Genomic DNA, 24,652 nt, shown 5'->3' on the forward strand with positions numbered 1-24,652 from the left:
CAACCGTGCGTCGCGCTCTCATCGTCCTCGCCGCCTTACTCGTGGCCGCCTGCGGCGGCACCCAGCCCACCTCGACCGGCCCGGCCAAGGTCAACGCCGGAGTGATCGCGATCGTCGACACCGCTCCGATCCACCTCGGCAAGGCCAAGGGCTTCTTCGACGAGCAGAACATCGACCTCACGATCACCCCCGTCCAGGGCGGCGCGGCGGCGGTCTCGGGGGCGGTGAGCGGGCAGTTCCAGTTCGCCTTCGCGAACACGACCTCGCTGCTGACCGCCAAGCAGCAGGGCCTCGACGTCAAGGTGGTCGCCAACGGCGTCTCCTCCACCGGGCAGCCGGGCAAGGACTTCAGCGCGGTGCTGGTCAAGCAGGACAGCCCGATCAGGACGGCCAAGGACCTGGCGGGCAGGAAGATCTCGGTCAACCAGCTCAAGAACATCGGCGACACGACCGTACGCGCCTCCGTGCGCAACGTGGGAGGCGACCCCAGCGGCATCGAGTTCGTGGAGCTGCCCTTCCCCGACGCGCCCGCCGCGCTACAGAGTGGCCGGGTGGAGGCCATCTGGGTGGTCGAGCCGTTCGTCAGCCAGGCCATCAGCCAGGGAGCGCGCCCGGTGGCCTGGAACTTCGCCGACGCCGCGCCCAATCTGACCGTCGCCATGTACTTCACCACGGGCAGGACCGACTCCGACCTCACGAAGCGGTTCACGGCCGCGATGCGCAAGTCGCTGGAGTACGCCGACTCGCATCCGGACGAGGTCAGAGAGGTGCTGAAGACGTACACCAAGATCGCACCCGAGGTGATCGCGAAGATCTACCTGCCGAAGTGGCCCGTCGAGGTGGACAAGGCGTCCGTGCAGACCGTGGCCGACCTGGCGCTGGCGGACGGGGTGCTCAAGCAGAAGGTCGACGTCTCGGCGCTGGTGCCGTGACCGGTTCGCTGACGAGGATCGGGTACGGTCTCGCCGGACTCGGCGGGCTGCTGGCACTGATGGAGGCCGTACCGCGGCTCGGCCTGGTCGACGAGCGGTTCCTGCCGCCCGCCTCGCGCATCCTGGGCACGCTCGCCGCGGGGCTGGCCACGCCGGAGTTGTGGATCGCGCTCGGCGAGACCATGCGCGGCTGGGCACTGGGGCTGGCGCTGGCGTTCTGCGCGGCGGTCGTGGCCGGCGTGGTCATCGGCATCGTGCCGGGGCTGCGCGCGCTGACGAACTCCACGGTCGAGTTCCTGCGGCCCATCCCGTCGGTCGCGCTGGTGCCGCTGGCGACGCTGCTGTTCGGGCCGTCGCTCGGCTCGACGCTCATGCTCGTCGTGTACGCGTCGTTCTGGCAGGTGCTCATCCAGGTCCTGTACGGCGTCGCGGCCGTGGACTCCGTGGCCTTCGACACCGCCAGGTCGTACGGGCTGTCGGCCTGGTCCAGGGTCAGGCACCTGGTGTGGCCGACCGCGCTGCCGTACGTCATGACGGGGCTCAGGCTGGCGGCGGTGGTGGCGTTCATCCTCGCGGTGACGGCCGAGCTGGTGATCGGCAGCCCTGGGCTGGGGGCCGAGATCCAGGTGGCGCAGAGCAGCGGGGCGGTGCCGACCGTGTACGCGCTGATCGTGCTGGCCGGGCTGGTCGGCATCGGGGTGAACGCGGCCGTGCGGCTGCTCGAACGGAAGGTGCTGGCCTGGCATCCCAGCGTCCGGTCGGAGGTGGCCGCATGAGAGCCGCCAGGCAGCTCATGAGAGTCGTCAGGCTGCTCGCCCTGCCCGGGCTGCTGGTGCTGGTCTGGTGGGCGGTCAGCGGGAGCGCGTTCTACCTGCCGAGCCCCGGCGTGGTGGGGCGGGCGTTCGCCGAGACCTGGTTCTCGGAGCGCCTGTCCGAGGACGTGCTGCCGAGCGTCGGGCGGCTGCTGGCGGGCTACGCGGTGGCGGGGCTGCTCGGTGTGGGCCTCGGCGTGCTGATCGGGTCGTCGTGGCGGCTGCGGGCCACGCTTGAGCCGGTGCTGGAGTTCTTCAGGGCCATCCCGCCGCCCCTGCTGGTGCCACTGATCATGTTGCTGGCCGGGATCGACACGCCCATGAAGGTGCTGGTCATCGTGTCCGGCTGCGTGTGGCCGATCCTACTGAACACCGTGGAGGGCGTACGCGCGCTTGACGAGGTCCTCGCCGACACCTGCCGCATGTACGGGGTGCGTGGCGCGTCCAGGTTGCGGCGGTTCGTGCTGCGGGGAGCCAGCCCGCAGATCATGACCGGGCTGCGTCAGGCGCTGTCCATCGGGATCATCCTCATGGTCATCAGCGAGATGTTCGCCAGCTCCAGCGGGCTGGGGTTCACGATCGTGCTGTTCCAGCGGCAGTTCCAGATCGCCGAGATGTGGAGCGGGATCCTGCTGCTCGGGCTGCTCGGTCTGGCGCTGTCCGTCCTCTTCCGCCGCGTGGAACGGCGGGTGCTGTCCTGGTACTACGGCAGTGGAGCCGCCCGTGCTTGAGATCTCCTCGTTGCACAAGGTCTACGAGAGCCCGGGTCGCCGGGTGGAGGCGATCCACTCGATCACCTTCGGCGTCGGCGCCGGTGAGCTGGTGTGCGTGGTGGGGCCTTCCGGATGCGGCAAGACCACGTTGCTGAGGTGCGTCGCCGGGCTGCTGCCGGTCAGCGGGGGCGAGGTGCGGGTGGACGGCGCGCTCGTGACCGGGCCGCCGCCGCGCATGGCCGTGGTCTTCCAGGAGTACGGCAGGAGCCTGTTCCCCTGGATGACCGTGCGGCAGAACGTCGAACTGCCGCTGAAGGAGAAGAAGGTGCCCGCGGGGCGCAGGCGTTCGCTCGTCTCGGACTCGCTCGAGGCGGTCGGGCTCGGCGACGCCGCCGACGCCCATCCCTGGCAGCTGTCGGGCGGCATGCAGCAGCGGGTGGCCATCGCCAGGGCGGTGGCGTACGAGCCGCAGGTGCTGCTGATGGACGAGCCGTTCGCCGCCGTGGACGCGCAGACCAGGGCCGACCTGGAGGACCTGATCCTGCGGCTGTGGCGGGAGCTCGGGGTCACCACGCTGTTCGTCACCCACGACATCGACGAGGCCGTGTACCTGGGGCAGCGGGTGATCGTGCTGTCCTCGTCCCCGACCGTGATCATGGAGGACCTGAAGGTGGACCTGCCCCCCGAACGCGATCAGCTCGCGACCCGGTCGCTGCCCCGCTTCGGGGAGCTGCGCGGGCACGTGTACCGGCAGATCCAGCGGGCCAGGGGCGGGCGATGACGACGGTCAGGGACGCCACGTTCGACGTGCTCAGGCGGTACGGGCTCACCACGGTCTTCGGCAATCCCGGCTCCACCGAGGTGACGCTGCTGACCGGGCTGCCGGACGACCTGCGTTTCGTGCTCGCCCTCCACGAGGGCTCGGTCGTCGGGATGGCCACCGGGTGGGCGATCGGGCACGAGGCGCCCGCGCTGGCCGTCCTGCACACCACTGCGGGGCTGGGGAACGCCGTGGGGGCCATCGCCACCGCCCGGGTGAACCGGGTTCCGCTGGTGATCCTGGTCGGGCAGCAGGACCGGCGGCATCTGGCGCTGGAGCCGTTCCTGGCCGGGCACCTTCGCGGGCTGGCCGGGGAGTATCCGGTGCGGGTTGATCAGCCGGTGCGGGCGCAGGACGTGCCGGGGGCGGTGGCGCGGGCCTTTCACGAGGCGACGACCTTCCGCGGGCCCGCGCTGGTGGTGGTGCCGATGGACGACTGGGAGGCGCCCTGCTCCGGGGAGAGCGTGGCGGCGCCGGTCCGGGTGGTGCGGCCTATCGCCGTCTCCGATGACGACCTGGCGCCGCTGGTGGAGCTGCTGGCGGGGGCCCGGTCCCCGGCGATCGTGGCGGGCGCGAGGGCGGGGTGGGAGTCGCTGGTCCTGCTGGCCGAGCGGCTGGGGTGTCCGGTGTTCCAGGAGGCGTTCGGCGGGCGTGCCGGGTTCCCGCAGGACCATCCGCAGTACGCCGGGGTGCTGCCGGCGGACCGGGTCCGGCTGCGGGAGGCGCTGGCCTCTCATGACGTGGTGCTGGCGGTGGGGGCTCCGGTCTTCCGGCAGTACCCGTACGCGCCCGGGCCCTTGGTGACGCCGGGTACGTCTGTCGCGGTGGTCACGGACGACCCGGCCGAGGCGCATCGGAGCCCGGCCGCCCTGGCCTACCTCGCCTCGCCGTCGGCCGTCTGTGCTCGCCTGGCCGCCCTGCTTCCGTCCCGGTCCCCGGTTGCGCGGCGTTCGGACGTACCCGACATTCCTGAACTGCCAGCAGAAGGGCGGCCGTTGCGGGCGGCGCACGTGCTGCGTGAGCTGGCGCTGCGGCTGCCGGACGACACCGTGCTGATCGAGGAGACCCCGTCCTCCCGCCCCGACCTGCACCGGCTCGTGCCCGCCAGGACCCCGCTCGGCTTCCTGTCGGCGGCCATGGGCGGGCTGGGGTTCGCCGTGCCCGCCGCGGTGGGCCTGCGGATGGCGCTCCCCGAGCGGCCCGTGGTCGCGGTCGTGGGCGACGGGTCGGCGCTCTACGGCATGCACGCCCTCTGGAGCGCTGCGCACTACCGGGTGGGCGCGCTGTTCGTCGTGCTCGCCAACGGCCGGTACGCGGTCATGGACCGGCTGGCCGACAAACAGGGCGGCAAGGCCCCGTGGCCGCCGTTCACCGAGGTGGACATGGGCGGGCTGGCCAGGTCGCTGGGGTGCCCGGCCCGGCGGGTGGGCACGTACGACGAGCTGACGGCGGCGCTGGACGAGGTGCTGCCGTCGCTCGCGGCCCGCGAGGAACCCCTGCTGCTCGACGTGACCGTGACCGTGGATCCGGATTTCCAGCCTTAGGAGGCTCACCATGACGTTCCTCGACCCCAAGATCTGGACGGGATCGATCTTCGACGGCGGATGGACGGCCTCGCGGGCCGGTGACGCCCCGGTCATCGAGCCCGCGACCGGCGGCGAACTCGGGCGCGCGGGCACCGCCGGCGCCGACGACGTGGCGGCGGCGGCCGTACGGGCTCGGAAGGAGCAGCGGGCGTGGGCCGCGACGCCGTACGAGGAGCGGGCGGCGCTGCTGCGGCGGGCCGGGCGGCTGTTCGAGGAGCACGCGCAGGAGATCCAGGACTGGATCGTCCGCGAGTCCGGCGGCGTGCCGGGCAAGGCCGGGTTCGAGACGCACGTGGCGGCGCAGGAGTGCTACGAGGCGGCGGCGCTGGCCTCGCAGCCACTGGGCGAGGTGCTGCCGACGGCGCGCAGGCGGCTCAGCTTCGCGCGGCGGGTGCCGGTCGGGGTGGTCGGCGTGATCGCGCCGTTCAACTTCCCGCTGATCCTGGGCATCCGGTCGGTCGCCCCGGCGCTCGCGCTGGGGAACGCGGTCGTGTTCAAGCCGGACCAGCGTACGGCCGTCTGCGGCGGGTTCGCGATCGCGCGGATCTTCGAGGAGGCCGGGCTGCCCAGCGGGCTGCTGCACGTGCTGCCCGGCGGTCCCGAGGCCGGTCAGGCGCTGGTCGCCGACCCGAACATCCCCGTGATCTCCTTCACCGGGTCCACCGCCGCCGGGCGCAAGGTCGGCGAGGCCGCCGCGCGCCTGCTCAAGCGGGTGCACCTGGAGCTGGGCGGGAACTCGGCGCTGGTCGTGTTCGACGACGCCGACCTCGGTCCTGCCGCGTCCGCGGGCGCGTGGGCGTCGTTCTTCCACCAGGGGCAGATCTGCATGACCTCGGGGCGGCACCTCGTGCACGAGGCCGTGGCCGAGGAGTACGTCGAGCGCCTCGCCGCCAAGGCCGCGGGCCTGCCGGTCGGCGACCCCGCCACCGGGCAGGTCGCGCTCGGGCCGCTCATCGACGCCGGGCAGCGCGACCGGGTGCACCGGCTGGTCACCTCCAGTGTGGAGGCCGGGGCCAGGCTCGCCGCCGGCGGGACGTACGAGGGGCTGTTCTACCGGCCCACCGTGCTGGCCGGGGTGCCCGTGACCGCGCCCGCGTACGCGGAGGAGGTGTTCGGGCCGGTGGCGCCGGTGACGACGTTCTCCACGCTGGAGGAGGCGGCGGCGCTGGCCGCGGACTCCGAGTACGGGTTGTCGCTGGGCATCCTGACCCGCGACGTGATGAAGGGGCTGGCGCTGGCCGACCTGGTGCCGACGGGGATCGTGCACATCAACGACCAGACCGTGGACGACGAGGCCGTGGCGCCGTTCGGCGGGGTGGGGGCATCGGGGACGGGGGCCCGGTTCGGCGGCACCGGGGCGAACGTCGACGCCTTCACGGAGACGCAGTGGGTCACCATGCAGGGGGACATCGCCGCGTACCCGTTCTAGGTCGTTCGCGGGGTGCCGCACGTCTGGCGTGCGGCACCTTCGTCTCGGCGGTCACGTGCCACACCGCTTCGGCGCGCGGCGGCTGGCGTCTCGTCGTCACGTGGTTCGGCGCGTGGCGGCTGGCGTCTCGTCCGTTACCTGCCTGCACGTTTGCCGTCCTGCGCCTCTTGTCCCATAGGTCGCCTGCCCGCATTCGGCGTCCGGCACGTCGCGTCTCGCGGTCCGTGCCCGGACGGCGGGCGGCGCGGCTCAGTGGAGGCGCTCGGCGGCCTCCACCACGTTGGACAGGAGCAGGGCGCGGGTCATGGGGCCGACGCCGCCCGGGTTGGGGGTGAGGAACCCCGCGACCTCCGCCACGTCCGGCGCCACGTCACCGGCGATCTTCCCCGCCACCCGGGAGACCCCCACGTCGAGGACGGCCGCGCCGGGCTTGACCATGTCGCGGGTGATCAGGCCGGGCACGCCTGCCGCCGCCACCACGATGTCCGCCCGGCGCACGTGGCCGGCCAGGTCCTGGGTGCCGGTGTGGCAGAGGGTCACGGTGGCGTTCTCGCTGCGGCGGGTGAGCAGGAGGCCGAGCGAGCGGCCCACCGTGATGCCGCGCCCGACCACGGCCACCTCCGCGCCCTTGATCGGCACGCCGTACTCCTGCAGGAGCAGGACGATGCCGTGCGGGGTGCACGGGAGCGGGGCGTCGACCATGTGGACGAGGCGGCCGAGGTTGACGGGGTGGAGGCCGTCGGCGTCCTTGGCCGGGTCCATGCGCTCGAGCAGGGCCATCGTGTCGAGGTGCTTGGGGAGGGGAAGCTGGACGATGTAGCCGGTGCACTCGGGTGAGGCGTTGAGCTCGTCGACGGCCGCCTCGACCTCTTCCTGGGTGGCGGTCGCGGGGAGGTCTACGCGGATGGAGGCGATGCCCACCTCGGCGCAGTCGCGGTGCTTGCCCGCGACGTAGATCTGGCTGCCGGGGTCGTCGCCCACCAGCACGGTGCCCAGGCCGGGCGTGATGCCGCGTTCCTTGAGCGCGGCCACCCGGGCCGTGAGGTCTGCCTTGATCTTGGCGGCGGTCGCCTTGCCGTCGAGTTTCACTGCGCTCATGCCGCAATCCTTCCATGTTCGCCCGCAGCCTCGGCACGCCACCCGGCCACCACCGGCGGCGCCCTCGTGGAACCTCCCCGCGCCATCGGCAAGGTGCGCCCGCCGACCTCGAGATCCAAGAGTTATGCACAGACAGCAGGCAGCTGTGCCGAGTTATCCACAGGCAATCGGTGACATCGTTGTCATTGATCTTGGAAGGGCTTAGTGTTGCGGGCGCCAGCAACATGCTCAGGAGGTGTCCCCTTGCCTTGCCGCCTGTTGTCCGCAGAGTCGACCGACCTGTTCGTGGGCTCCCACGACGCGCCCCGCCAGGTGCTGAGAGTCAGCGTTGCCCAGGGAGAGCACGAGTCGCCGCTGGAGCTGCGCGGCGAGGGCGTGCGGCTGGCCGAGCCGGTGACCGTGCCCGCGGCCGCCGCCGTTCTGGAGGTGCCCCTGGCCGTGTCCGCGCCGCCGGGCAGCGCCGTGCCGTGCTTGATCACGCTGGGCGAGGAGTCGCTGGAGGTCACGGTCACGGCCGAGGAGCCGGGCTGGACGATGTACATGGTGTCCCACTTCCACTACGACCCGGTGTGGTGGAACACGCAGGCGGCCTACACCAGCCCCTGGGCGCTGCTCGCCGGCGACGGCACCACCAGGCCGCTGTGGGAGCGAAACGCGTTCGCGCTGGTCGAGGCCCACATCGAGCTGGCGCTACGCGACCCCGACTATCGTTTCGTGCTGGCCGAGGTCGACTATCTCAAGCCGTTCTTCGACACCCACCCCGAGCGGCGGGCCGACCTGCGCGCCCTCATGGCCGAGGGCAGGGTCGAGCTGATCGGCGGCACGTACAACGAGCCCAACACCAACCTGACCGGCGCCGAGACGACGATCCGCAACCTCGTCTACGGCATCGGCTACCAGCGCGACATCCTGGGCGGCGACCCGCGCACCGCGTGGCAGCTCGACGTGTTCGGCCACGACCCGCAGTTCCCCGGCTATCTCGCGGCCGCCGGGCTGACCGGCAGCGCGTGGGCGCGCGGGCCGTTCCACCAGTGGGGCCCGATCAGCAAAAACTTCAAGCAGGCCAAGAACGACGCCGCGCTGATGCAGTTTCCCAGCGAGTTCGAGTGGATCTCGCCGTCCGGCCAGGGCGTCCTGACCCACTACATGCCCGCCCACTACTCCGCGGGCTGGTGGATGGACTCCTCGCCTTCCCTGGACGAGGCCTGCCAGGCGGTCTACGACCTCTACCGCTCACTCAAGCCGGTGGCCGCGACCAGAAACATCCTCCTCCCGGTCGGCACCGACTACACCCCGCCCAACAAGTGGGTCACCGACGTCCACCGCACGTGGGCCAGCCGCTATGTCTGGCCCAGGTTCGTCTGCGCCACGCCCCGAGACTTCCTGAACGCCGTCCGCGCCGACAGGTCGGCATTCAGCCCCCAGACCCGCGACATGAATCCCGTCTACACCGGCAAGGACGTGTCGTACATCGACACCAAGCAGGCCCAGCGCGCCGCCGAGGTGGCCGCGCTGGACGCCGAGCGGCTGTCGACGTTCGCGACCCTGCTCGGGCTCGGCGGCTACCCGCACACGGCGCTCGACAAGGTGTGGCGCCAGCTGGCCTACGGCGCGCACCACGACGCGATCACCGGCTCGGAGTCCGACCAGGTCTACATCGACCTGCTGACCGGGTGGCGAGAGGCGTACGACCTGGCCACGACCGCTCGGGACAACGCCCTCGCCGCCCTGACGGGCCGGATCGGGGTGGACACGCCGAGCGTGGTGGTGACCAACACCCTGCCCTTCGCCCGCGACGGCCTGGTCCGCGTCCCCCTGCCGGCCGGGCACACCCTCGCCGACCTCTCCGGCACCGAGGTCCCCGCCGTCTGGGAGCAGGGCACGCTCACGTTCCTGGCCCGCGACGTTCCGTCGATGGGCTGGCGCACATACCAGATAGTGAACGGCTTCCCCGCCCCCTGGCGCCCGGCCAGAGCCGACGACCTCACCACCTCAAGGGCCGTCACCGGCACGGCCGACGGCGCGCCGGCCATCGACCCGATCACCATCCAGAACGACCGATGGCAGGTCACGGCCGACCCCTCCCGAGGCGGCGCGCTCACCTCGATCCTCGACCGTTCATCCGGCCGGGAGCTGCTCACCGGGCTCGGCAACGAGCTCCGCCTGTACGACGAATATCCCCAGCACCCGGACATGGGCGAGGGCCCCTGGCACCTCATCCCCACGGGCCGGGTGGTCGGCTCCGCCGACGCGCAGGCGGTGACCGCACGCACCGACACCAGCCCGATAGGCCGGCGCCTGACCGTCACCGGGCAGGTCGGTGAGATCGCCTACGAGCAGACCGTCACCTTGCTGCACGGCTCCGACCGGATCGACTTCGCCACCCGCGTGCTCGACCACACCGGCGCCGACCGCCTGCTCCGCGTCCGCTTCCCGGCCAGGGTCGAAGGCGCGCTACCGGTGTCCGACGTCTCGGGTGCCGTGGTGGGCCGCGGCTTCGCGCTCCCCGACGTGGACTCGGCCGAGCACCCGTGGACGCTCGACAACCCGGCCAACACCTGGTTCGGCCTGTCCGCCACGGCGAAGGCCGATCTGGGCGAGGCTGGCGCGCGGGCATTGGGCGTGGCCGAGGTCGTGGTGCCCACCCTGCAGGACGCCCCGGAGGCCCGCGACCTGGTGGTGGCCCTGGCCCGCGTGGGCGTGACCGCCACCACGTCCTCCGCTCCAGGCACCAGGTACGGCTGGCTCGACGTCGACTCGAACCTTCCGGACGTACGCATCGTTCTGGGTGGCCCCGACACCAACCCGCTCGCCGCCGAGATCCTCTCCCGAGCAGACCCGGTCTACCTGGACACCCTGAAGTCGGGCGCGTCCCGAGTGTGGGTCCCTGCCGAGCGCCCGCTCGCGGCGGTCTGGCAGCCGAGCGCCGACCTACGCGACGTACGCGCACTCCCGGCCCTGATCGTCACCGGCCCGGTCGCCGACCTGGTGACAGACCTGGAGGACGCGACGATCGAAGCAGTGTGCCCCCTGGGCACGGAGAGCCTCGACAACCACACGGTCGCGCTGCTCGCCTACGGCCTGCCGGGCTGCGCGGTGGACCCGTCGGGCGCACTGCACCTGTCGTTGATGCGCTCCTGCACGGGCTGGCCGTCCGGCATCTGGCTGGACCCGCCGCACCGCACGACGCCGGACGGCTCAGGCTTCCAGCTCCAGCACTGGACGCACGAATTCTCATACTCCCTGGTCGCCGGAGAGGGTGACTGGCGAGCCCAGCAACTGCCCGCCAAGGCCCAGGAGCACATCACGCCTCTGCTCCACCGCACCGTCACCACCCCCCAACCCGGCGATCTTCCTAAAACCCACTCCCTCCTGACCCTCACCCCCGCCCGAGACGTCCTCCTGGGCACCCTCAAGGCCACCGGCAACCCCCACGCCCACGGCCACACCACCGGGCCCGGCCAAGGCGTGACGATCCGCTTGGTCGAATCCACCGGCCTGGGCTCCACAGCAGAGCTCAGCTCCCCGCTCCTCCCCCTGCACTCGCTCATCCACTCCAACCTCCTGGAACACCCCGGCACCCCGGTCACGGACCCCGCCCTCCACCTGACCGGCTCCGAAATCGCCACATACCTGGCCACCACCAGCCGGGACACCACTGGCGAACCCGGCACCGTGCTTCCACAGCCCAAACCCGAGCTCGGCCCCACAGCAGAGCAGGCCCAGCCGGTCTTCACCCGCTACTGGCTGCACAACAAGGGCCCGGCCCCGCTCGGCTACCTGCCGATCTCCCTGACGATCAGCCCGGGCCTGGTCACCCCGCCGGACGGCGAGCCGTTCGACGTGGACGTGGTGCTCTCCTCCCACCTGACGGACGAGCCCCACGAGGGCCTGGTCACCCTCCGCCTCCCGGAAGGCTGGACCGCCACCCCCGCCCAACGTGCCTTCCGCCTCCCTCCAGGCGGCCACCTCCGCTTCCCGGTCACCGTGACTCCGCCCACCACACCCGCGGACGACGGGAGCACCCACCGTGCCATGGGCCTGCGCTTCATCTCCGCCCGCACCTCGGTAGGCGGCCAGCTCATCGAAGACGTCACCACGGTCGCCCTCGGCAGCACCCCCGAACTCCCGGTCCAGGGCGCACCGTCCGCGACCATCAGGGCCGACCGCGGCACCAAGTCCGCCGAGTCCCGCCCCACCGGCCTGTCCGTCTCCCCTCTCACCGACGCTCTCACCCTCCGCCCGGGCACCAGCACCTCTCTCGTGCTGAGGCTCACCAACACCACCTCCGACGAGATCCGCGGCGAGTCCCAACTCGCGTCACCCTGGGGGACGTGGCACCTGCTCCCCGAGGTCATCCAGGGCTTCACGGTCGCAGCGGGCGAAACGGTGGACGTGTCGTTCCCGGTGGAGGTGCCGCAGGACGCACCAGCCGGCCACGCCTGGGCCCTGGCCAAGGTCATGTGGTTCGGCCGCTGCCAGTACAGCCCGGCGATCCGCCTGGAGGTGACCCGGTGACGGTCCCTGGACGCCCACCGACGGCCGGCTCACCGGCGACCCACCCGCACCCACACCCACTCGGAAGCGGCCCAGCACCCACACACGCACACCCACTGGGGAGTGGCCCGGTGGCGGTGCGCATGCGTCCGCCTGCCACCGGCACGACCTCGGCACCCGGCGTGGGTGCGGTGGCCGGGTGGGTGGACGGTCGTCCGATCCCCCGCGAGCGGCTCGAGCGACGCATCGCCGACCTGCGCAACGGCCCCTTCCGCGCGACGCTGCCCGTGCCCGGAAGCTCGGAAGACCGTCAACTCGCCAGGTGGCTGACCCAGGTCATCCTCACCGAGGCGCTGTGCGAAGCGGTGGCCTCGGAGCTGGAGCTCGATCCGGTGGAGGCCGAGCCGTTCGAGGGTGTGGCGGCCGTCGAGCTGGGCTCCATCAACACCGCCGCCTACAACGGCAACCCGTGGGTCCGCGCCGTGTTCGAGCACGTCACCTCCGCTGTGGGAGCCCCAGCGGAGTGGCGATCCTTTGTCCCCGCCGAGCGCTCTCCGCAGTACCTCATCCGGCACCGGCTCTTCCCGGACCGCTCGAGCGCCCACCGGGCGACGCCCGACGCCCTCGACCCGCTCGGCCCGGCGTCACTCGAGTCCCTACCTGCGGCAATAGCGGAAGCGCTCCAACGCCATCCACACGGCACTCTGGTCGGTCCAGTGCAGGACGCCTTGGGCTGGCACGTCGCAATCGCCACCCCCGCCGCCAGAGCAGCGGCGACACAATCGCCACCTGTCCCGGCGGAGGCCACCATCCATCCGGAAGCACGAGGAGCCGCCTTTCAGTCAGCACCAAGATCTCCCCTGTCTCCCACATGCGACGCATCCACCTCAGCGGAGCAAGCCACCACCGCGTCCCATCCGGACCGGAGCGGAACGACGCTGTTGGATGCCGCGCGGCGGAGGGCCTTCGCGCGCTGGCTGGACGAGATGCGCGCCAAGAAGGTCGAGCTCGTGCCCGGACTTGAACACCCTGGCGATCCACGCCAGCCCGACAACCACCACAAACATTGATGACCTACGTACTTGCCATTGACATCGGAGGAACCAAGCTCGCCGCCGCATTGGTGGACGAGGAGGGTTCCGTGTTGCGTTCCGGTACGCGGCCCACGCCACGTACGGACGTCATGGCCGCCCTGGCGGCGCTCATCGCGGAAGTGACCGAGGACGGCCCGCCACCACAAGCCGTCGGGATCGGCTGCGCCGGCCCACTGGACCTGGCCACCGGGACGGTGAGCCCGGTGAACATGCCCAGTTGGCGCGGCTTCCCCTTGCGTGAGGAGGTGCGGAAGCTGACGGGACTGCCCACCGTGCTCGGGGGCGACGCACAATGCTTCGCGCTCGGAGAGCACTGGCTGGGGGCGGGGCGTGACAGTGCCTCGTTGCTCGGGATCGTGGTGTCCACCGGGATCGGCGGCGGGCTGGTGATCGACGGCAGACCGCTGCCGGGACCGACCGGTAACGCCGGACACGTCGGCCACATGTCCATCGATCCGAACGGCGAGCGGTGCGAGTGCGGCGGCCGCGGTTGCGTCGAGCGCTACTCCAGCGGTCCCAACCTCGCCCGCTGGGCCCTGGAGAACGGCTGGTCGCCCGCACCGGGCCAATCTGAGCAGAAAGCGGATGCGCGAGCACTCGCCAGGGACGCCGCGGCCGGCGATCCGGTGGCGGTGGCGGCGTTCGAACGCGGCGCGCGGGCGCTGGCCGGGATGATCGCCTCCACGGCGGCCGCAGTCGAGATCACCACGGTGGTCATCGGGGGCGGCGTGTCGGCAGCGGGAAAGGTGCTGTTCGACCCGCTGGAGCGCATGCTGGACGACGTGGCGGGGCTGGCGTTCGTCCGGGCGGTACGGGTCCACCAGAGCACGCTGGGCGTGCACGCGGCCCTGGCGGGGGCGGCGCGGTTGGCCTGGCAGCGCACGCCTACGGCCCACTAGCTCCTTTTTCGGGGGTGGGGCTTTCGCCGGCACCTTGACCATCGCGACCCCGCGGTCGGCCTCCCGGCCGCGGGCTTGTCCGCCCGGTGGCCAGTTCCTCGGCGCGGATACGCCAGGCGTCGAGGAGGGCGGGTGTCGCCGGTGTGCTGCTGGAACAGCGCCACGAGCGTATCCCGGCCATCGGTCGTGGACCGGCCGCTGACGTCCAGCGTGGGCGGGCCTGTGGCTACTCGCGCTCGGCGGCCTGGGCTTCGCGGCGCTCGATGATCCGGCGGGTGAACGGGATGATCTCAACGACACGGCTGCCGAGGTAGGCACCGATGAGGGCGAGCACCACGAGGACGAAGGGGCTGGTGGCGATGCCGTTCATGGTGACGAATGCCTGCAGGATCGGCTCGAGCAAGGGGAACTCCGTGGGGGTCGGCAAGGTGGGGGAGCCATCAGGCTAACCGCATCTCACGGATGCTCGTCCCCAAAACGGCTAAAAGGCAGGTGGACGTGCATATCCGCATGGTCCAGGGGTGCTCCCCGCCCACGCGGGGATGGCCCTAGGGCGTCCACCGTGGGCGTGATCTCGTCACGGTGCTCTCCGCGCCCCCTCCCCCGCGGCGGACGGCAGCCCATGGTTGTATTACGCCCGCCGAGACGATCACGCGTGGTGTCCCACCGACCGACCAGAAAGACGAGCGCGACCTCGGATGACGACCACCAGGCCGGCCCCGGCGGACCGATCGAGAGACAGATCCCTATCCGTGCTCACCCGTCCACGTTTCGAGACGCAAGAAGGAGACCGCATCATGCACGAGGGCCGGCGATGGAGCTGATCGGCCGCCGGGAGCAACTCGATCTTCTCCACGAGGCATTGGGACTGGCGGACTCGGGGCGCCCGCAGGTCGTCGTGCTCGAGGGCCCGGCCACCATCGGCACGTCTCCGTCCTGATCGTCGGCGCCGGAGCGGCGGTCATGGCGGCGGGGGTGGCCATGATGATCGTCTCAGTGAGCATGCTGGGAGCGGACCTGTCCTGGCCGCACGTGGTGGCGGCCGAACTGGTCATCGGGCTCGGGATGGGTCTGTGCGTGCCGATCCTGGCCACCGTGGCGCTCAGCAATGTGCCTGCGGACGACGCCGGCGCCGGCTCGGGGGTGGTCAACACGGCCATTCAGCTCAGCACTGCCCTGGGGGTCGCGGTCGTCGGTGCGGTCTTCTTCTCTCTGACCCGGGACGGGTTCACCTCGGCGACGGCGACCGCGCTGTGGTTCAACGTCGCCGTCTTCGGCACCGCCGTCCTGGCCAGCCTGCTGCTCCCCGACACCCGTATCCGGCAGCCCCATGCGGACGGCCGGTAGTGTGCACGTCATCGGAGAAGACGATCTTTGTTGTGCTTTGATCTCTCGCTGTGGAACGCCTCTGGCGTTTGCCGGCGCCTGCACGAGGTGCTGCTGAATCGGCTGCGCGCCGCCGAACGCGGCTAGGTGTGGGTCAGCCGGTGCGAGCGGGACCTATGGCCCGCATCACGAGCGTGATGAGCCTTTCCAGGTAGGCGTCATCGGGCAGCGGGTAGTGCAGCACCTGCCGCCGGTAGACGGGTGAGTGAAGGACGTCCAACGCCACGTCGAGATCGGCGTCGGGGTCGAGTTCCCCGTTCCTTCGCGCATTGGCCATGCGCTGCTCGAGCTGGACGACCCGGTGGTCGATCAGCCGTTCGCGCAGCTGGCGGGCGAGGTTCGCGTCCAGCTGACTCTCGGCGAGCACGCCGGTGAAGGCCGGGCCGAGATGCGGGTCACGGAAGACGCCGAGGATGCCGCTGAGCCAGGCGTGCAGGTCGGCCGCCAGGTCGCCGGTGTCGGGGAACGTCTCCGGGATGGGAGCGGCCTCGTCGACCGCATCCAGGACGATCGCGCTCTTGGCGGGCCACCACCGGTAGATGGTCGCTTTACTGACACCGGCACGGGCGGCGATGGCGTCGACGGTTACCGCCGCGTATCCCCGCTCCGCGCACAGCTCCAGGGCCGCGGCGAGGGTCGCCCTGCGGCTTGCGTCCCGGCGGCGGTCCGGGTTCGGGGTTCTCGTCATGCCCACCACCCTAAACGAAACGATTCGTTTTGACATACTCCGCACCCGATGTCATCCTTCATACAAAACGAAACGAATCGTTTCTCTAAGGTTGCGTGACGTGGAGTGATAACGATGGACACAACCCGGTACCAGGCGGCCGAGCGCCTGCTTCGGCACAACCGGGCGGCGCTGGTGCGCGGCGGCAAGATCAATCCGCAGTGGGACGGGGATCGTTTCTGGTACACGGTGGACACTCCCGAGGGCAAGCGTTTCATCCTCGCCCACCCTGCCGCAGGATCCCGCGAGCCGGCCTTCGACCACGACCGCCTGGCAGCCGCGCTGGCGGCGGCCAGCGGGCAGGAGGTGAACCCGGCCGCACTGCCGTTCTCCGCCATCGAGCTGAGCGCAGAATCGGTCGAGTTCTTCGCTTTCGGCTCCTTCTGGAGCTGCTGCCTGGACACCTACACGTGTGCGCCCGCCGCCCAGGCCACCGCCCATGGCGCCGGTTTCCTCGAAGTGCCCTCGCCGGACGGCAAGCTGGTTGCGTTCCTGCGCGGTCACGATCTGTGGGCGCGTTCGGTGGCCGACGGCCGTGAGTGGCCCCTGACCACCGACGGCCAGGAGGACTACGAGTACGGCGCCACGCCGTTCGCCCCTTCGGTGCTGCCCAACAAGCTCGGGTTGCGCAGCCACCTGCCGCCCGCCCTCGCCTGGTCACCTGACTCCACGCGCGTGCTGACCCACCGCACCGACCAGCGGGAGGTCCGCCGAACCCAGGTCATGGAGGCGTTGCCGGCGGACGGCGGCGTCCCGCGGCCGGTCACGCAGCGCTACGCCTACCCCGGTGACGTCCACATGTCGCAAGGGGAGTTCGTGGTGATCGAGGCGGCGACCGGGCACGTCGTCGAGGCCCGCACCGGCCCGGAACCCATGCCGCTGCAGTCGCCGATCGCCTCGGGTTGGGCCTGGTGGGCCGCGGACGGCTCGGCCGTGTACTACCTGAGCCAGCCACGCGACCAGCGGGCCCTCCACCTGAACCGGCTCGACCCCGCGACCGGGCAGGTGCACAGGGTGCTGAGCGAGAGCGGCCCGACCCGCGTCGAACCGCACCAGGCGGGGCCGGCGCCGATCATCCATGTCCTGTCCGGCGGTTCGCAGGTGCTGTGGTACTCCCAGCGCGATGGCTGGGGCCATCTCTACCTGTACGACGGGCACACCGGCACGCCGATCAGGCAGGTCACCTCGGGCACCTGGGCGGTGCAGCGCATCCTGCACGTGGACGAGGCGGCCCGTGTGGCCTACTTCTCCGCCTCCGGCCTGGTCGCCGAGGACCCCTACCGTCAGTCCGTGTGCCGGGTGAACCTCGACGGCACCGGCTTCGCCCGCATCACCGACGATGACCTGCACCACATCGTCACCGTCGGTCCCGGCAAGGACTGCTTCATCGACTCGGCCTCCACCGTCGAGCACCCTCCGGTCACCACCGTGCGCGCCTGGGACGGACGGGTGCTGGTCGAACTGGAGCAGGCCGACATTATCCCGCTGCTCGCGACCGGCTGGGCTCCTCCGGAACGATTCCGTGCCACGGCCGCCGACGGCGTCACCGACATCTACGGGATCCTCTACCGCCCGCACGACTTCGACCCCGGCTGCCGCTACCCGGTCATCGACCACGTCTACCCCGGCCCGCAGACCGCCCGGGTCTCGCCCGCCTTCGACCCGGGGATCCTCGGTCAGGACGCCGAGGTGCTGGCAGCGCTCGGCTTCGTCGTGGTCGGCGTCGACGGGCGGGGCACCCCGGGCCGGGACAAGACCTTTCACGACGCCTCCTACGGCAACTACGCCGCCGCGGGCGGCATCGACGATCACGTCGCCGCCCTGCGGCAGCTGGCCGCCACCCGCCCCTGGATGGACCTCGACCGCGTGGGGGTCACCGGCCACTCCGGCGGCGGCTTCGCCGCCGTCCGCGCCATGCTGGCCTTCCCCGACGTCTACAAGGTCGGCGTCGCGGAATCCGGCAACCACGACACCCGCCTGTTCCACCTGCACTTCGCCGAAGCCTACGACGGCCTGGACCCGGCCGCCTGGGCTCGCTCGTCGAACGTGGAGCTGGCCGACCGACTCGACGGCCGGCTCCTGCTGGTCCACGGCGGTGTGGACGACGTCGTCCACGTCCACCACTCGCTGCGGCTGGCGGAACGGCTCATCGCCGCCGACAAGGACGTCGAACTCCTCGTGGTCCCCGGCGCCGAGCACTTCTTCATCGGCTACGAACACCATGTCAACCGGCGTAAGTGGGACTTCCTCGTCCGCAACCTCATGGGGATCGAACCGCCACGGCACCGCCTCGCACCGGTCACACCCAGCATGGACCTGATCGTCAGCCTGTTCAACTGATGGCGGCGGGCCCATGTGGCCCACGCCGACCAGTCCGCTCGTGCCATCAGCGATACGGTCAAGTGAGCGCCTGAGAACCACACGTGTTCGCGTCCAGAGCCCGGTGCGACCGTGTCGCGTCGTCTGCGCGGGCCCGTATCGGGCCCGGCAACTACTGCGGGCGGCCCAAACGCCCCCGTCACGGCGGGCTCGAGCGCCTCCGTCACGCTGAACCCGAGGACCTCCCTGGTCAGGGCAGTGCGGCTGCCCTGACGGGGAAGGTGGCGGGTCAGTGGAAGAAGTGGCGGGTGCCGGTGAAGTAGAGGGTGATTCCGGCCTGCTCGGCGGCCTCGATGACCAGTTCGTCCCGGACCGAGCCGCCTGGCTCCACGATGAAGCGTACGCCGGCGTCGATCAGCACCTGAGCCCCGTCCGCGAACGGGAAGAACGCGTCCGAGGCCGCGACCGCCCCAGCCGCCCGCTCCCCCGCCCTGGCGACCGCCAGGCGGCACGAGTCCACCCGGTTGACCTGGCCCATGCCCACGCCCACGGTCGCCCCGTCGCTGGCCAGCAGGATGGCGTTCGACTTCACCGAGCGGCAGGCGCGCCAGGCGAACTCCAGGTCGGCGAGCTGCTCGGGCGAAGCAGGCGTGCCGGTCTTGAGCTCCCACTGGGCGGCCGTGTCGCCGGGTGCGTCCACCTTGTCCACGGTCTGCGCCAGGAGCCCGCCGTCGATCTCGCGGAGCTCGCTCTGCCGCGACGGCCCCTCCGGGCAGCGCAGCAGGCGCAGGCTCTTCTTGCCCCGCAGCACCTCCAGCGCCTCCGCCTCATAGGACGGGGCGATGACGACCTCGGTGAAGATGTCGTAGATCTGCCTGGCCAGCTCGGCCGTGACCTCGCGGTTGACGGCGATCACGCCGCCGTACGCCGACGCGGGGTCGCACGCGTGCGCCTTGCGGTGCGCCTCTGCCACGTCGGTGCCGATGGCGATGCCGCATGGGTTCTGGTGCTTGATGATGGCCACGCACGGCTCGGCGAAGTCCCAGGCGGCCCGCCACGCGGCGTCGGAGTCGAGGTAGTTGTTGTACGACATCTCCTTGCCGTGCAGCTGCTCGGCGTTGGCCAGGCCATCCGTGCCACCCACGTAGAGGGCGGCGCGCTGGTGCGGGTTCTCGCCGTACCGCAGCGTGGCCTTGCGCTCGTACGTGGCCCCCGTGAACCCGGGGAACTCGCCGTCCTCGTACGTCCGCGCGAACCAGTTGGCCACCGCCACGTCGTACGAGGCCGTGTGCGCGTAGGCCAGGCCCGCGAGCCGCGTGCGCTCGGCCAGCGTGAAGCCGCCCTCGGCCAGCGCGTTGCGCACGTCGCCGTAGAAAGCGGGGTCGACCACCACGGCGCAGGTGTTGTGGTTCTTCGCGGCGCCCCTGATCATGGCGGGACCGCCGATGTCGATCTGCTCGACGCACTCCTCGTCGGACGCGCCGGAGGCCACCGTCTCCTGGAACGGGTAGAGGTTCACCACGACGAGCTGGAACGGGTCGATCTCCAGCTCCTGCAGCTGGGCCACGTGGTGCGGCTTGGTGACGTCGGCCAGCAGCCCGGCGTGCACGCGCGGGTGCAGCGTCTTGACCCGCCCGTCCAGGCATTCCGGGAACCCGGTCAGCTGCTCGACCTTCGTCACCGGGATCCCGTACGACGAGATCGCGGCGGCCGTGCCGCCGGTCGAGACGATCTCCACCCCTGCGCCCTCGAGGGCCCTCGCCAGCTCCTCAAGCCCGGACTTGTCGTAAACAGCGATCAGCGCGCGCCGGATGGCGATGCGAGTCACGTGGATTCCCCTCCTGTTTCGTAGCCGATGCGGACGATACGTCCGCTGACCGTCCAGCCCTCGCGGACCATCCGGCCGACGATGTCGACGAGCAGGCGCCGTTCGACGGACTTGATGCGTTCGTGCAGGACCGTCTCGTCGTCATCCGCGAGCACGGGCACCGCCTCCTGGGCGATGATCGGCCCGCTGTCGACGCCCTCGTCGGCCAGCATCACCGTGCAGCCGGTCACCTTCACCCCGTGGGCCAGCGCGTCCCGCACGCCGTGCGCGCCGGGGAACGACGGCAGCAGCGCCGGATGGGTGTTCACCACGGGAAAGGCGCTCAGGGTCGGCTGACCCAAAATTTTCATGAAGCCCGCCGAGACCACCAGGTCAGGCTCGTACTCTGCGATCCTGGCCGCGATGGCGGCATCCCATTCCGCCCGTGTCGCATAGTCGCCCAATTTTTCAACAAAAGTCGGGACGTGGGCCCTCTCTGCCCTGGCCAGACCCTCGATCCCATCCCTGTCCGCGCCGACCGCGACCACGCGAGCGCCGTACTGCGGGTCGGCCGAAGCGTCCAGCAGGGCCTGTAGGTTGGTTCCAGAGCCGGAGACGAGGACGACGAGCCGCCCAGCCTTTGACACGCGCACTCCAAAGAGGAAACAGGGTAGGGCTGTCAGAGTATCTGTTCCTCGCCCGGCGACGCAGAGGAGGTCAGGTGTCGACACCGGTGAAGGCACCGGCAGGCCAGCAGCCCGCTGATTCGGCGGGCCGCCGAGCGATCTGGTTGTCCATCGCAGCGCTGGCCATGACGTTCATGTTGCCGCTCGCCGGACTGGTCATGGCGTTGTTCGCGCTGATGGCCGGGATCCGGGCTTACCCGCTGCTGAGGTCCTCGGGCCGGTCCACAGGCGCCGCCGTGGGCGGCATCACCGTGTCGTCGATCGCGCTGGCGCTGTCGGCCATGGCCACGGGGATGCAGCTCTACCTGATGGACGAATACTCGGCCTACCAGGAGTGCATGAAGGGCGCGGGCACCGTTTCCGCGCAGGGCGAATGCTTCGCGCAGTTCAGGGAGGCGGCCCAGCGCAAGCTCCCCGCCGACGTGCTGGAGATGCTCGGCGCCATGCAGCCCTAGCCGGGGCGCGGCCCAGCCGGACAGGACCGGGGCCGCCCTCGCTCGTGACCGGCGCCGGTGCCGCCTGAACGCGGTCCCAGGCGTACGGGTCGACTGATCGCGGTCCCAGGCGTACGGGTGGACTAATCGCGGTCCCAGGCGTACGGGTGGACTAATCGCGGTCCCAGGCGTACGGGTCGACGTAGATCACATGGCCGCCGCGGTCGTCCGACTCGTCCACGATGTCCTTGCGCGGTGGGCGGGTCGGCTCGGGCTGGCGCGGGCGGGCCTGGGCCAGGGTCTCCGCCTCGGCCGAGGCGTGCTCGTCCTGCCAGTCGTCCCTGATGACCGGGATCTCCTGGGTGTCGGCCTCGGTGGCGTCCATCCAGTGGCCGGGCAACGGGCGCGGGTCGGACTCCGCCAGCCCCACCTTGCTCGCCGCCTTCGCGATGGCGGCCCCGGCCTTGCGCACCGGAGCGGCCGCCTTGTCGAGCGGCGCGCGAGCACGCTTGTTGAGCAGCAGCAGGTTGGTCACCCCGGCGGAGATGCCCGCGGCCACGCCGACCTCGAGCGCCACCGACAGCGCCACCTCCCAGGGCGAGGGCCCCACCGCGGCCAGCCGGCCGCCGCCGATGGGCCCGCCGGACAGCGCCGCCAGCCCTCCCGCCACGAGCCCGGTGACGACCCCGCTGAGGAACCCCCAGAGCGGCGCGGCCTCATAGGACGGCGACGGCGAGATCCTGGCCACCATCACCCCGGCCACGGCCCCCGCCGCGAACGGCAGCGCGATCACCGCCATCATCCACGCCGGCACGGGCCCGCTCTCCGGCAACGCCCCCAGCAGCGGCAGGCTCGGCACCGTGCCGAGCTGCACCCCGGTGGGCGCGACCAGGGTGTCGGCGCCGATCGCGAACCCGGGCCCGGCGATGTAGGAGGAGGCCCAGATGACGGCGTTCAGCAGGTAGAGCAGTTGCAGCAGCAACAGCAGCACGCCGCCCACGAACCCGGGCGACAGCACGTCGGACAGCTCCTTGACCTGCCCGAAGTTCAGCACGACGGCGACCAGCACCAGCGCGAGCCCGGCCACGAGCAACACGGCCGTGGCGACCGCCGTTCCGACGGTGAGCGCGCGTACCCGCTCGGGCAACAGCCGCAGCATCACCCGCCAGGGGCCGATCATCCGCGCCGTCGCCAACGCCCCCGCGACGAACGCCAGCGCGAAGTGGCTGAGCAGCGCCTCGCCGATGTACGGCTGGGTGATCTCGTTGCTCGCCGCGAGCGCGATCAACCCCGCGAGCAGCGCGTACGGGGCCGCCAGCGACACCCCGGCCTGCACCACCAGGACCAGCTGGGCCCGCCGGCGGGCTCCGGCCTGCTCCTTCGGGCTGTTCTTCGGCAGCCGCGCAGGCAGTCGCAGCCGCAGGTCCGCATCGCGCGCCATCCACCGGCCGGCGCGATAGAGCAGCACGGCGGGCAGGATCGTCAGCCCCAGGGGCAGCAGCCCGACCCGCCCGCCGGGTATGGCGAACCCGGCGTGGTGCGCGACCAGCCAGAGCTGGGCCGCGGTGCGGAACACGCCCGGCAGCCCAGAACCCAGCGTGCCGCGCGGCGCGGCGATCCAGCCGACGAGGGTGAGCGTGGTGAGTGCGGCCAGCCCGACGCCCAGCGTGCATGCGGCGGCCAGCATCCCCGACACGGGTAGCGGCCGCCTGGTCTCGTCGTCGTCGCCCGAGACCCCGGGGAGCTTGCCGAGCACCGACCGGGGGGCAGTGCGCAACTGGTCGAGAATCGCCGTCACAGTAGGCGATTTTCTCAAGGTTTCCCGACCAGCGCTTGGTTGACGCGCCGCCCCTTGCCCACTTTGTGAACCCGCGAGCCTCCCGGCGCAGGGGTACGGGGGCGGCCCCACGGGGTCCGGTCGCCGCGCGAGGGGGGCCCAGAGCGCGTTGTCACGGTGGCCGGTCAGGTGCGGCGGGTGGCGCCCACCGCGCTCCGCCGTACAAGATGATGGGTTCCAAAAACTGGCCGACGCTAGGGAGCTGGGATGCGTGTATTGGTTACTGGTGGGGCCGGATATATCGGGAGCACCGTCGCGTCCGCGTGTCTCGACGCCGGGATCGAGCCCGTCATTCTGGACAGCCTCGTCACGGGTAGGCGGGAGTTCGCTCAGGGGCGGGTGTTCTATGAGGGGGATATCAGCGACGGCCCACTGATTGACAAGATATTTTCCGAAAATCCGGATATTGAGGCTGTCGTTCACTGCGCCGCGCTCATCGTCGTGCCGGACTCCGTGGCCGACCCCATCGGCTACTACCGCGCGAACGTCGCCAAAAGCCTCGAGTTCGTCGATCACCTGCTCCGCAACGGCCGCACCCGGATGATCTTCAGCTCCTCCGCGTCCATCTACCGCACGGGCGACGACCACACCGTGAACGAGGAGTCCCCGCTCGACCCGCAGAGCCCTTACGCGCGGACCAAGGCGGTGTGCGAGGCCATGTTCGCCGACATCGCCGCCGGCCACCCGATCAAGATCCTCTCCCTGCGCTACTTCAACCCGATCGGCGCCGACCCCCAGATGCGCACCGGCCTGCAGCTGCGCCGCCCCAGCCACGCCCTGGGCAAGATGATCGAGGCGTACGAGGACGGCGTGCCCTTCCAGATCACCGGCACGAACTATCCGACCAGGGACGGCACAGGCATCCGCGACTACGTCCACGTCTGGGACCTGGCCACCGCCCACGTGGCGGCCCTGCGCCGGTTCGACGCGCTGGAGGCCGACGTGATCAACCTGGGCACCGGCGCGGGCACCACCGTCCGGGAGCTGGCCGAGGCGTTCAACCGCGTCGTCGACCGGCCGATCGAGGTCGTCGAGGCGCCCCCGCGCCCCGGCGACGTGGCCGGCGCCTACACCCGCAGCGACCTGGCCCACCACCTGCTGGACTGGCGGGCGAGCCACTCCATCGAGGAGGGCATCAGGCACTCGCTCGAATGGGCAGGCATCCGGGAGTCCCGGCTCGGCTAGACCGGCATCGGTCGCCGGAGTACGACCCACCGCCAGGATGCACGCCGCGCTCGGCCACCTGCAGACCGCCGGGCCACTCACCTTGCGCGAGCCGGCCGAGCACCTCCAACTGTCCAAGGCCGCGACCATCGAACTCGTCAACCGGGTCGGGGAACGCGGCCTGGCGGCCAGGATCAGGGACGAGCGCTACCGGCGGCGGGTGTTCGTCCGGGTCACGGACGAAGGGCGGGCGTCCTTCGCCGCGGCCTCACCACGGGTTGCTCCGCGGGCTGCTCAGAGAGGACGAGCGACAGCTGCGAGATGCCGATGGAGACCGCCGACGGCCACGCGCCGGGACGCCCGGAAGGCACGTGTGCCGGCTGTGCGCCAAATCCGACGGGCCTACATGCGC

The 24,652-nt window shown here is 71.2% G+C and carries 20 protein-coding genes; 14 read left to right on the top strand and 6 right to left on the bottom strand.

What is annotated here, in order from left to right; genetic code table 11:
- Positions 1-5: 5 nt before the first annotated feature.
- Genes ACIBVN_RS26390 through ACIBVN_RS26415 form a run of 6 tightly spaced genes read left to right on the top strand, consistent with a single transcriptional unit; the run spans position 6 to position 6,292 of the window.
- Positions 6-932, top strand: coding sequence for an ABC transporter substrate-binding protein (locus ACIBVN_RS26390; protein ID WP_397140679.1), 927 nt, complete (start codon positions 6-8; stop codon positions 930-932).
- The gene (locus ACIBVN_RS26395; RefSeq protein ID WP_397140681.1) at positions 929-1,708 is read left to right on the top strand and encodes an ABC transporter permease; all 780 of its coding nucleotides are present in this window, start codon (positions 929-931) and stop codon (positions 1,706-1,708) included. The genes ACIBVN_RS26390 and ACIBVN_RS26395 overlap by 4 nt, the downstream gene beginning before the upstream one ends.
- Positions 1,705-2,475, top strand: a complete 771-nt coding sequence (locus tag ACIBVN_RS26400; protein ID WP_397140683.1) for an ABC transporter permease — start codon at positions 1,705-1,707, stop codon at positions 2,473-2,475. The genes ACIBVN_RS26395 and ACIBVN_RS26400 overlap by 4 nt, the downstream gene beginning before the upstream one ends.
- Positions 2,468-3,238, top strand: coding sequence for an ABC transporter ATP-binding protein (locus ACIBVN_RS26405; protein WP_397140685.1), 771 nt, complete (start codon positions 2,468-2,470; stop codon positions 3,236-3,238). Before ACIBVN_RS26400 ends, ACIBVN_RS26405 begins: the two co-directional genes overlap by 8 nt.
- Positions 3,235-4,821 (top strand): thiamine pyrophosphate-dependent enzyme, encoded by a 1,587-nt coding sequence (locus tag ACIBVN_RS26410; RefSeq protein WP_397140687.1) that lies wholly within the window; start codon positions 3,235-3,237, stop codon positions 4,819-4,821. Before ACIBVN_RS26405 ends, ACIBVN_RS26410 begins: the two co-directional genes overlap by 4 nt.
- 10 nt (positions 4,822-4,831) lie before the next feature.
- Positions 4,832-6,292 (top strand): benzaldehyde dehydrogenase, encoded by a 1,461-nt coding sequence (locus ACIBVN_RS26415; RefSeq protein ID WP_397140689.1) that lies wholly within the window; start codon positions 4,832-4,834, stop codon positions 6,290-6,292.
- Between the two features lie 249 nt (positions 6,293-6,541).
- On the opposite strand, the gene ACIBVN_RS26420 is transcribed toward ACIBVN_RS26415, so the two are convergent.
- Positions 6,542-7,390 carry a bifunctional methylenetetrahydrofolate dehydrogenase/methenyltetrahydrofolate cyclohydrolase gene (locus tag ACIBVN_RS26420; RefSeq protein ID WP_397140691.1) on the bottom strand — a complete coding sequence of 283 codons (849 nt, stop codon included), beginning with the start codon at positions 7,388-7,390 and terminating at the stop codon, positions 6,542-6,544.
- A gap of 258 nt (positions 7,391-7,648) precedes the next feature.
- On the opposite strand from ACIBVN_RS26420, the gene ACIBVN_RS26425 reads away from it, so the two are divergent.
- From ACIBVN_RS26425 to ACIBVN_RS26435, 3 genes are all read left to right on the top strand, one after another.
- Positions 7,649-11,908, top strand: coding sequence for an NEW3 domain-containing protein (locus tag ACIBVN_RS26425; RefSeq protein ID WP_397140693.1), 4,260 nt, complete (start codon positions 7,649-7,651; stop codon positions 11,906-11,908).
- 110 nt (positions 11,909-12,018) lie between these two features.
- Entirely contained in the window at positions 12,019-12,957 is a 939-nt protein-coding gene (locus ACIBVN_RS26430) for a hypothetical protein (protein ID WP_397140695.1), read from the top strand.
- Positions 12,957-13,880: an ROK family protein gene (locus ACIBVN_RS26435; protein WP_397140697.1), complete on the top strand. Its 924-nt coding sequence runs from the start codon at positions 12,957-12,959 to the stop codon at positions 13,878-13,880. Before ACIBVN_RS26430 ends, ACIBVN_RS26435 begins: the two co-directional genes overlap by 1 nt.
- Before the next feature lie 226 nt (positions 13,881-14,106).
- Here ACIBVN_RS26435 and ACIBVN_RS26440 read toward each other — a convergent pair whose 3' ends face one another.
- On the bottom strand, positions 14,107-14,283 hold the full coding sequence (locus ACIBVN_RS26440) for a hypothetical protein (RefSeq protein ID WP_349446830.1): 177 nt from the start codon (positions 14,281-14,283) through the stop codon (positions 14,107-14,109).
- Between the two features lie 411 nt (positions 14,284-14,694).
- Here ACIBVN_RS26440 and ACIBVN_RS26445 point away from each other — a divergent pair, with 411 nt between their 5' ends.
- Entirely contained in the window at positions 14,695-14,820 is a 126-nt protein-coding gene (locus ACIBVN_RS26445) for a hypothetical protein (RefSeq protein WP_397140700.1), read from the top strand.
- Between the two features lie 23 nt (positions 14,821-14,843).
- A complete protein-coding gene (locus ACIBVN_RS26450; RefSeq protein ID WP_397140702.1) occupies positions 14,844-15,227 on the top strand; it encodes a hypothetical protein in 384 nt (127 codons plus the stop codon).
- A 133-nt stretch (positions 15,228-15,360) separates the two neighbouring features.
- Here the strand turns inward: ACIBVN_RS26450 and ACIBVN_RS26455 are convergent, their stop codons facing one another.
- The gene (locus tag ACIBVN_RS26455) at positions 15,361-15,954 is read right to left on the bottom strand and encodes a TetR/AcrR family transcriptional regulator (RefSeq protein WP_397140704.1); all 594 of its coding nucleotides are present in this window, start codon (positions 15,952-15,954) and stop codon (positions 15,361-15,363) included.
- A 114-nt stretch (positions 15,955-16,068) separates the two neighbouring features.
- On the opposite strand from ACIBVN_RS26455, the gene ACIBVN_RS26460 reads away from it, so the two are divergent.
- Positions 16,069-18,333 carry a DPP IV N-terminal domain-containing protein gene (locus ACIBVN_RS26460; protein WP_397140706.1) on the top strand — a complete coding sequence of 755 codons (2,265 nt, stop codon included), beginning with the start codon at positions 16,069-16,071 and terminating at the stop codon, positions 18,331-18,333.
- Positions 18,334-18,601: 268 nt separating this feature from the next.
- Here ACIBVN_RS26460 and purH read toward each other — a convergent pair whose 3' ends face one another.
- Together purH and purN are read right to left on the bottom strand one after the other, a co-directional pair.
- Positions 18,602-20,140, bottom strand: a complete 1,539-nt coding sequence (gene purH / locus ACIBVN_RS26465; protein ID WP_397140708.1) for a bifunctional phosphoribosylaminoimidazolecarboxamide formyltransferase/IMP cyclohydrolase — start codon at positions 20,138-20,140, stop codon at positions 18,602-18,604.
- Entirely contained in the window at positions 20,137-20,766 is a 630-nt protein-coding gene (purN, locus tag ACIBVN_RS26470; RefSeq protein ID WP_397140710.1) for a phosphoribosylglycinamide formyltransferase, read from the bottom strand. The genes purH and purN overlap by 4 nt, the downstream gene beginning before the upstream one ends.
- Before the next feature lie 74 nt (positions 20,767-20,840).
- On the opposite strand from purN, the gene ACIBVN_RS26475 reads away from it, so the two are divergent.
- Positions 20,841-21,260 carry a hypothetical protein gene (locus tag ACIBVN_RS26475; RefSeq protein ID WP_397140712.1) on the top strand — a complete coding sequence of 140 codons (420 nt, stop codon included), beginning with the start codon at positions 20,841-20,843 and terminating at the stop codon, positions 21,258-21,260.
- A gap of 151 nt (positions 21,261-21,411) precedes the next feature.
- Here the strand turns inward: ACIBVN_RS26475 and ACIBVN_RS26480 are convergent, their stop codons facing one another.
- Entirely contained in the window at positions 21,412-23,037 is a 1,626-nt protein-coding gene (locus ACIBVN_RS26480) for a DUF6350 family protein (protein WP_397140714.1), read from the bottom strand.
- 246 nt (positions 23,038-23,283) lie between these two features.
- Between ACIBVN_RS26480 and galE the strand changes: the two genes are divergently transcribed.
- Entirely contained in the window at positions 23,284-24,261 is a 978-nt protein-coding gene (galE, locus tag ACIBVN_RS26485) for a UDP-glucose 4-epimerase GalE (RefSeq protein WP_397140716.1), read from the top strand.
- The last annotated feature ends 391 nt before the right edge of the window (positions 24,262-24,652 follow it).

The organism is Nonomuraea sp. NPDC049400, assembly GCF_044466425.1.
Lineage (GTDB): Bacteria > Actinomycetota > Actinomycetes > Streptosporangiales > Streptosporangiaceae > Nonomuraea.

Bases quoted from the DNA above. Each gene is read 5' to 3' on its own strand.
- ACIBVN_RS26400 (WP_397140683.1), top strand. From the start codon at position 1,705: ATGAGAGCCGCCAGGCAGCTCATGAGAGTCGTCAGGCTGCTCGCCCTG.
- ACIBVN_RS26410 (WP_397140687.1), top strand. From the start codon at position 3,235: ATGACGACGGTCAGGGACGCCACGTTCGACGTGCTCAGGCGGTACGGG.
- ACIBVN_RS26415 (WP_397140689.1), top strand. From the start codon at position 4,832: ATGACGTTCCTCGACCCCAAGATCTGGACGGGATCGATCTTCGACGGC.
- ACIBVN_RS26420 (WP_397140691.1), bottom strand. From the start codon at position 7,390: ATGAGCGCAGTGAAACTCGACGGCAAGGCGACCGCCGCCAAGATCAAG.
- ACIBVN_RS26435 (WP_397140697.1), top strand. From the start codon at position 12,957: ATGACCTACGTACTTGCCATTGACATCGGAGGAACCAAGCTCGCCGCC.
- ACIBVN_RS26445 (WP_397140700.1), top strand. From the start codon at position 14,695: ATGGAGCTGATCGGCCGCCGGGAGCAACTCGATCTTCTCCACGAGGCA.
- ACIBVN_RS26450 (WP_397140702.1), top strand. From the start codon at position 14,844: ATGGCGGCGGGGGTGGCCATGATGATCGTCTCAGTGAGCATGCTGGGA.
- ACIBVN_RS26455 (WP_397140704.1), bottom strand. From the start codon at position 15,954: ATGACGAGAACCCCGAACCCGGACCGCCGCCGGGACGCAAGCCGCAGG.
- ACIBVN_RS26460 (WP_397140706.1), top strand. From the start codon at position 16,069: ATGGACACAACCCGGTACCAGGCGGCCGAGCGCCTGCTTCGGCACAAC.
- galE (WP_397140716.1), top strand. From the start codon at position 23,284: ATGCGTGTATTGGTTACTGGTGGGGCCGGATATATCGGGAGCACCGTC.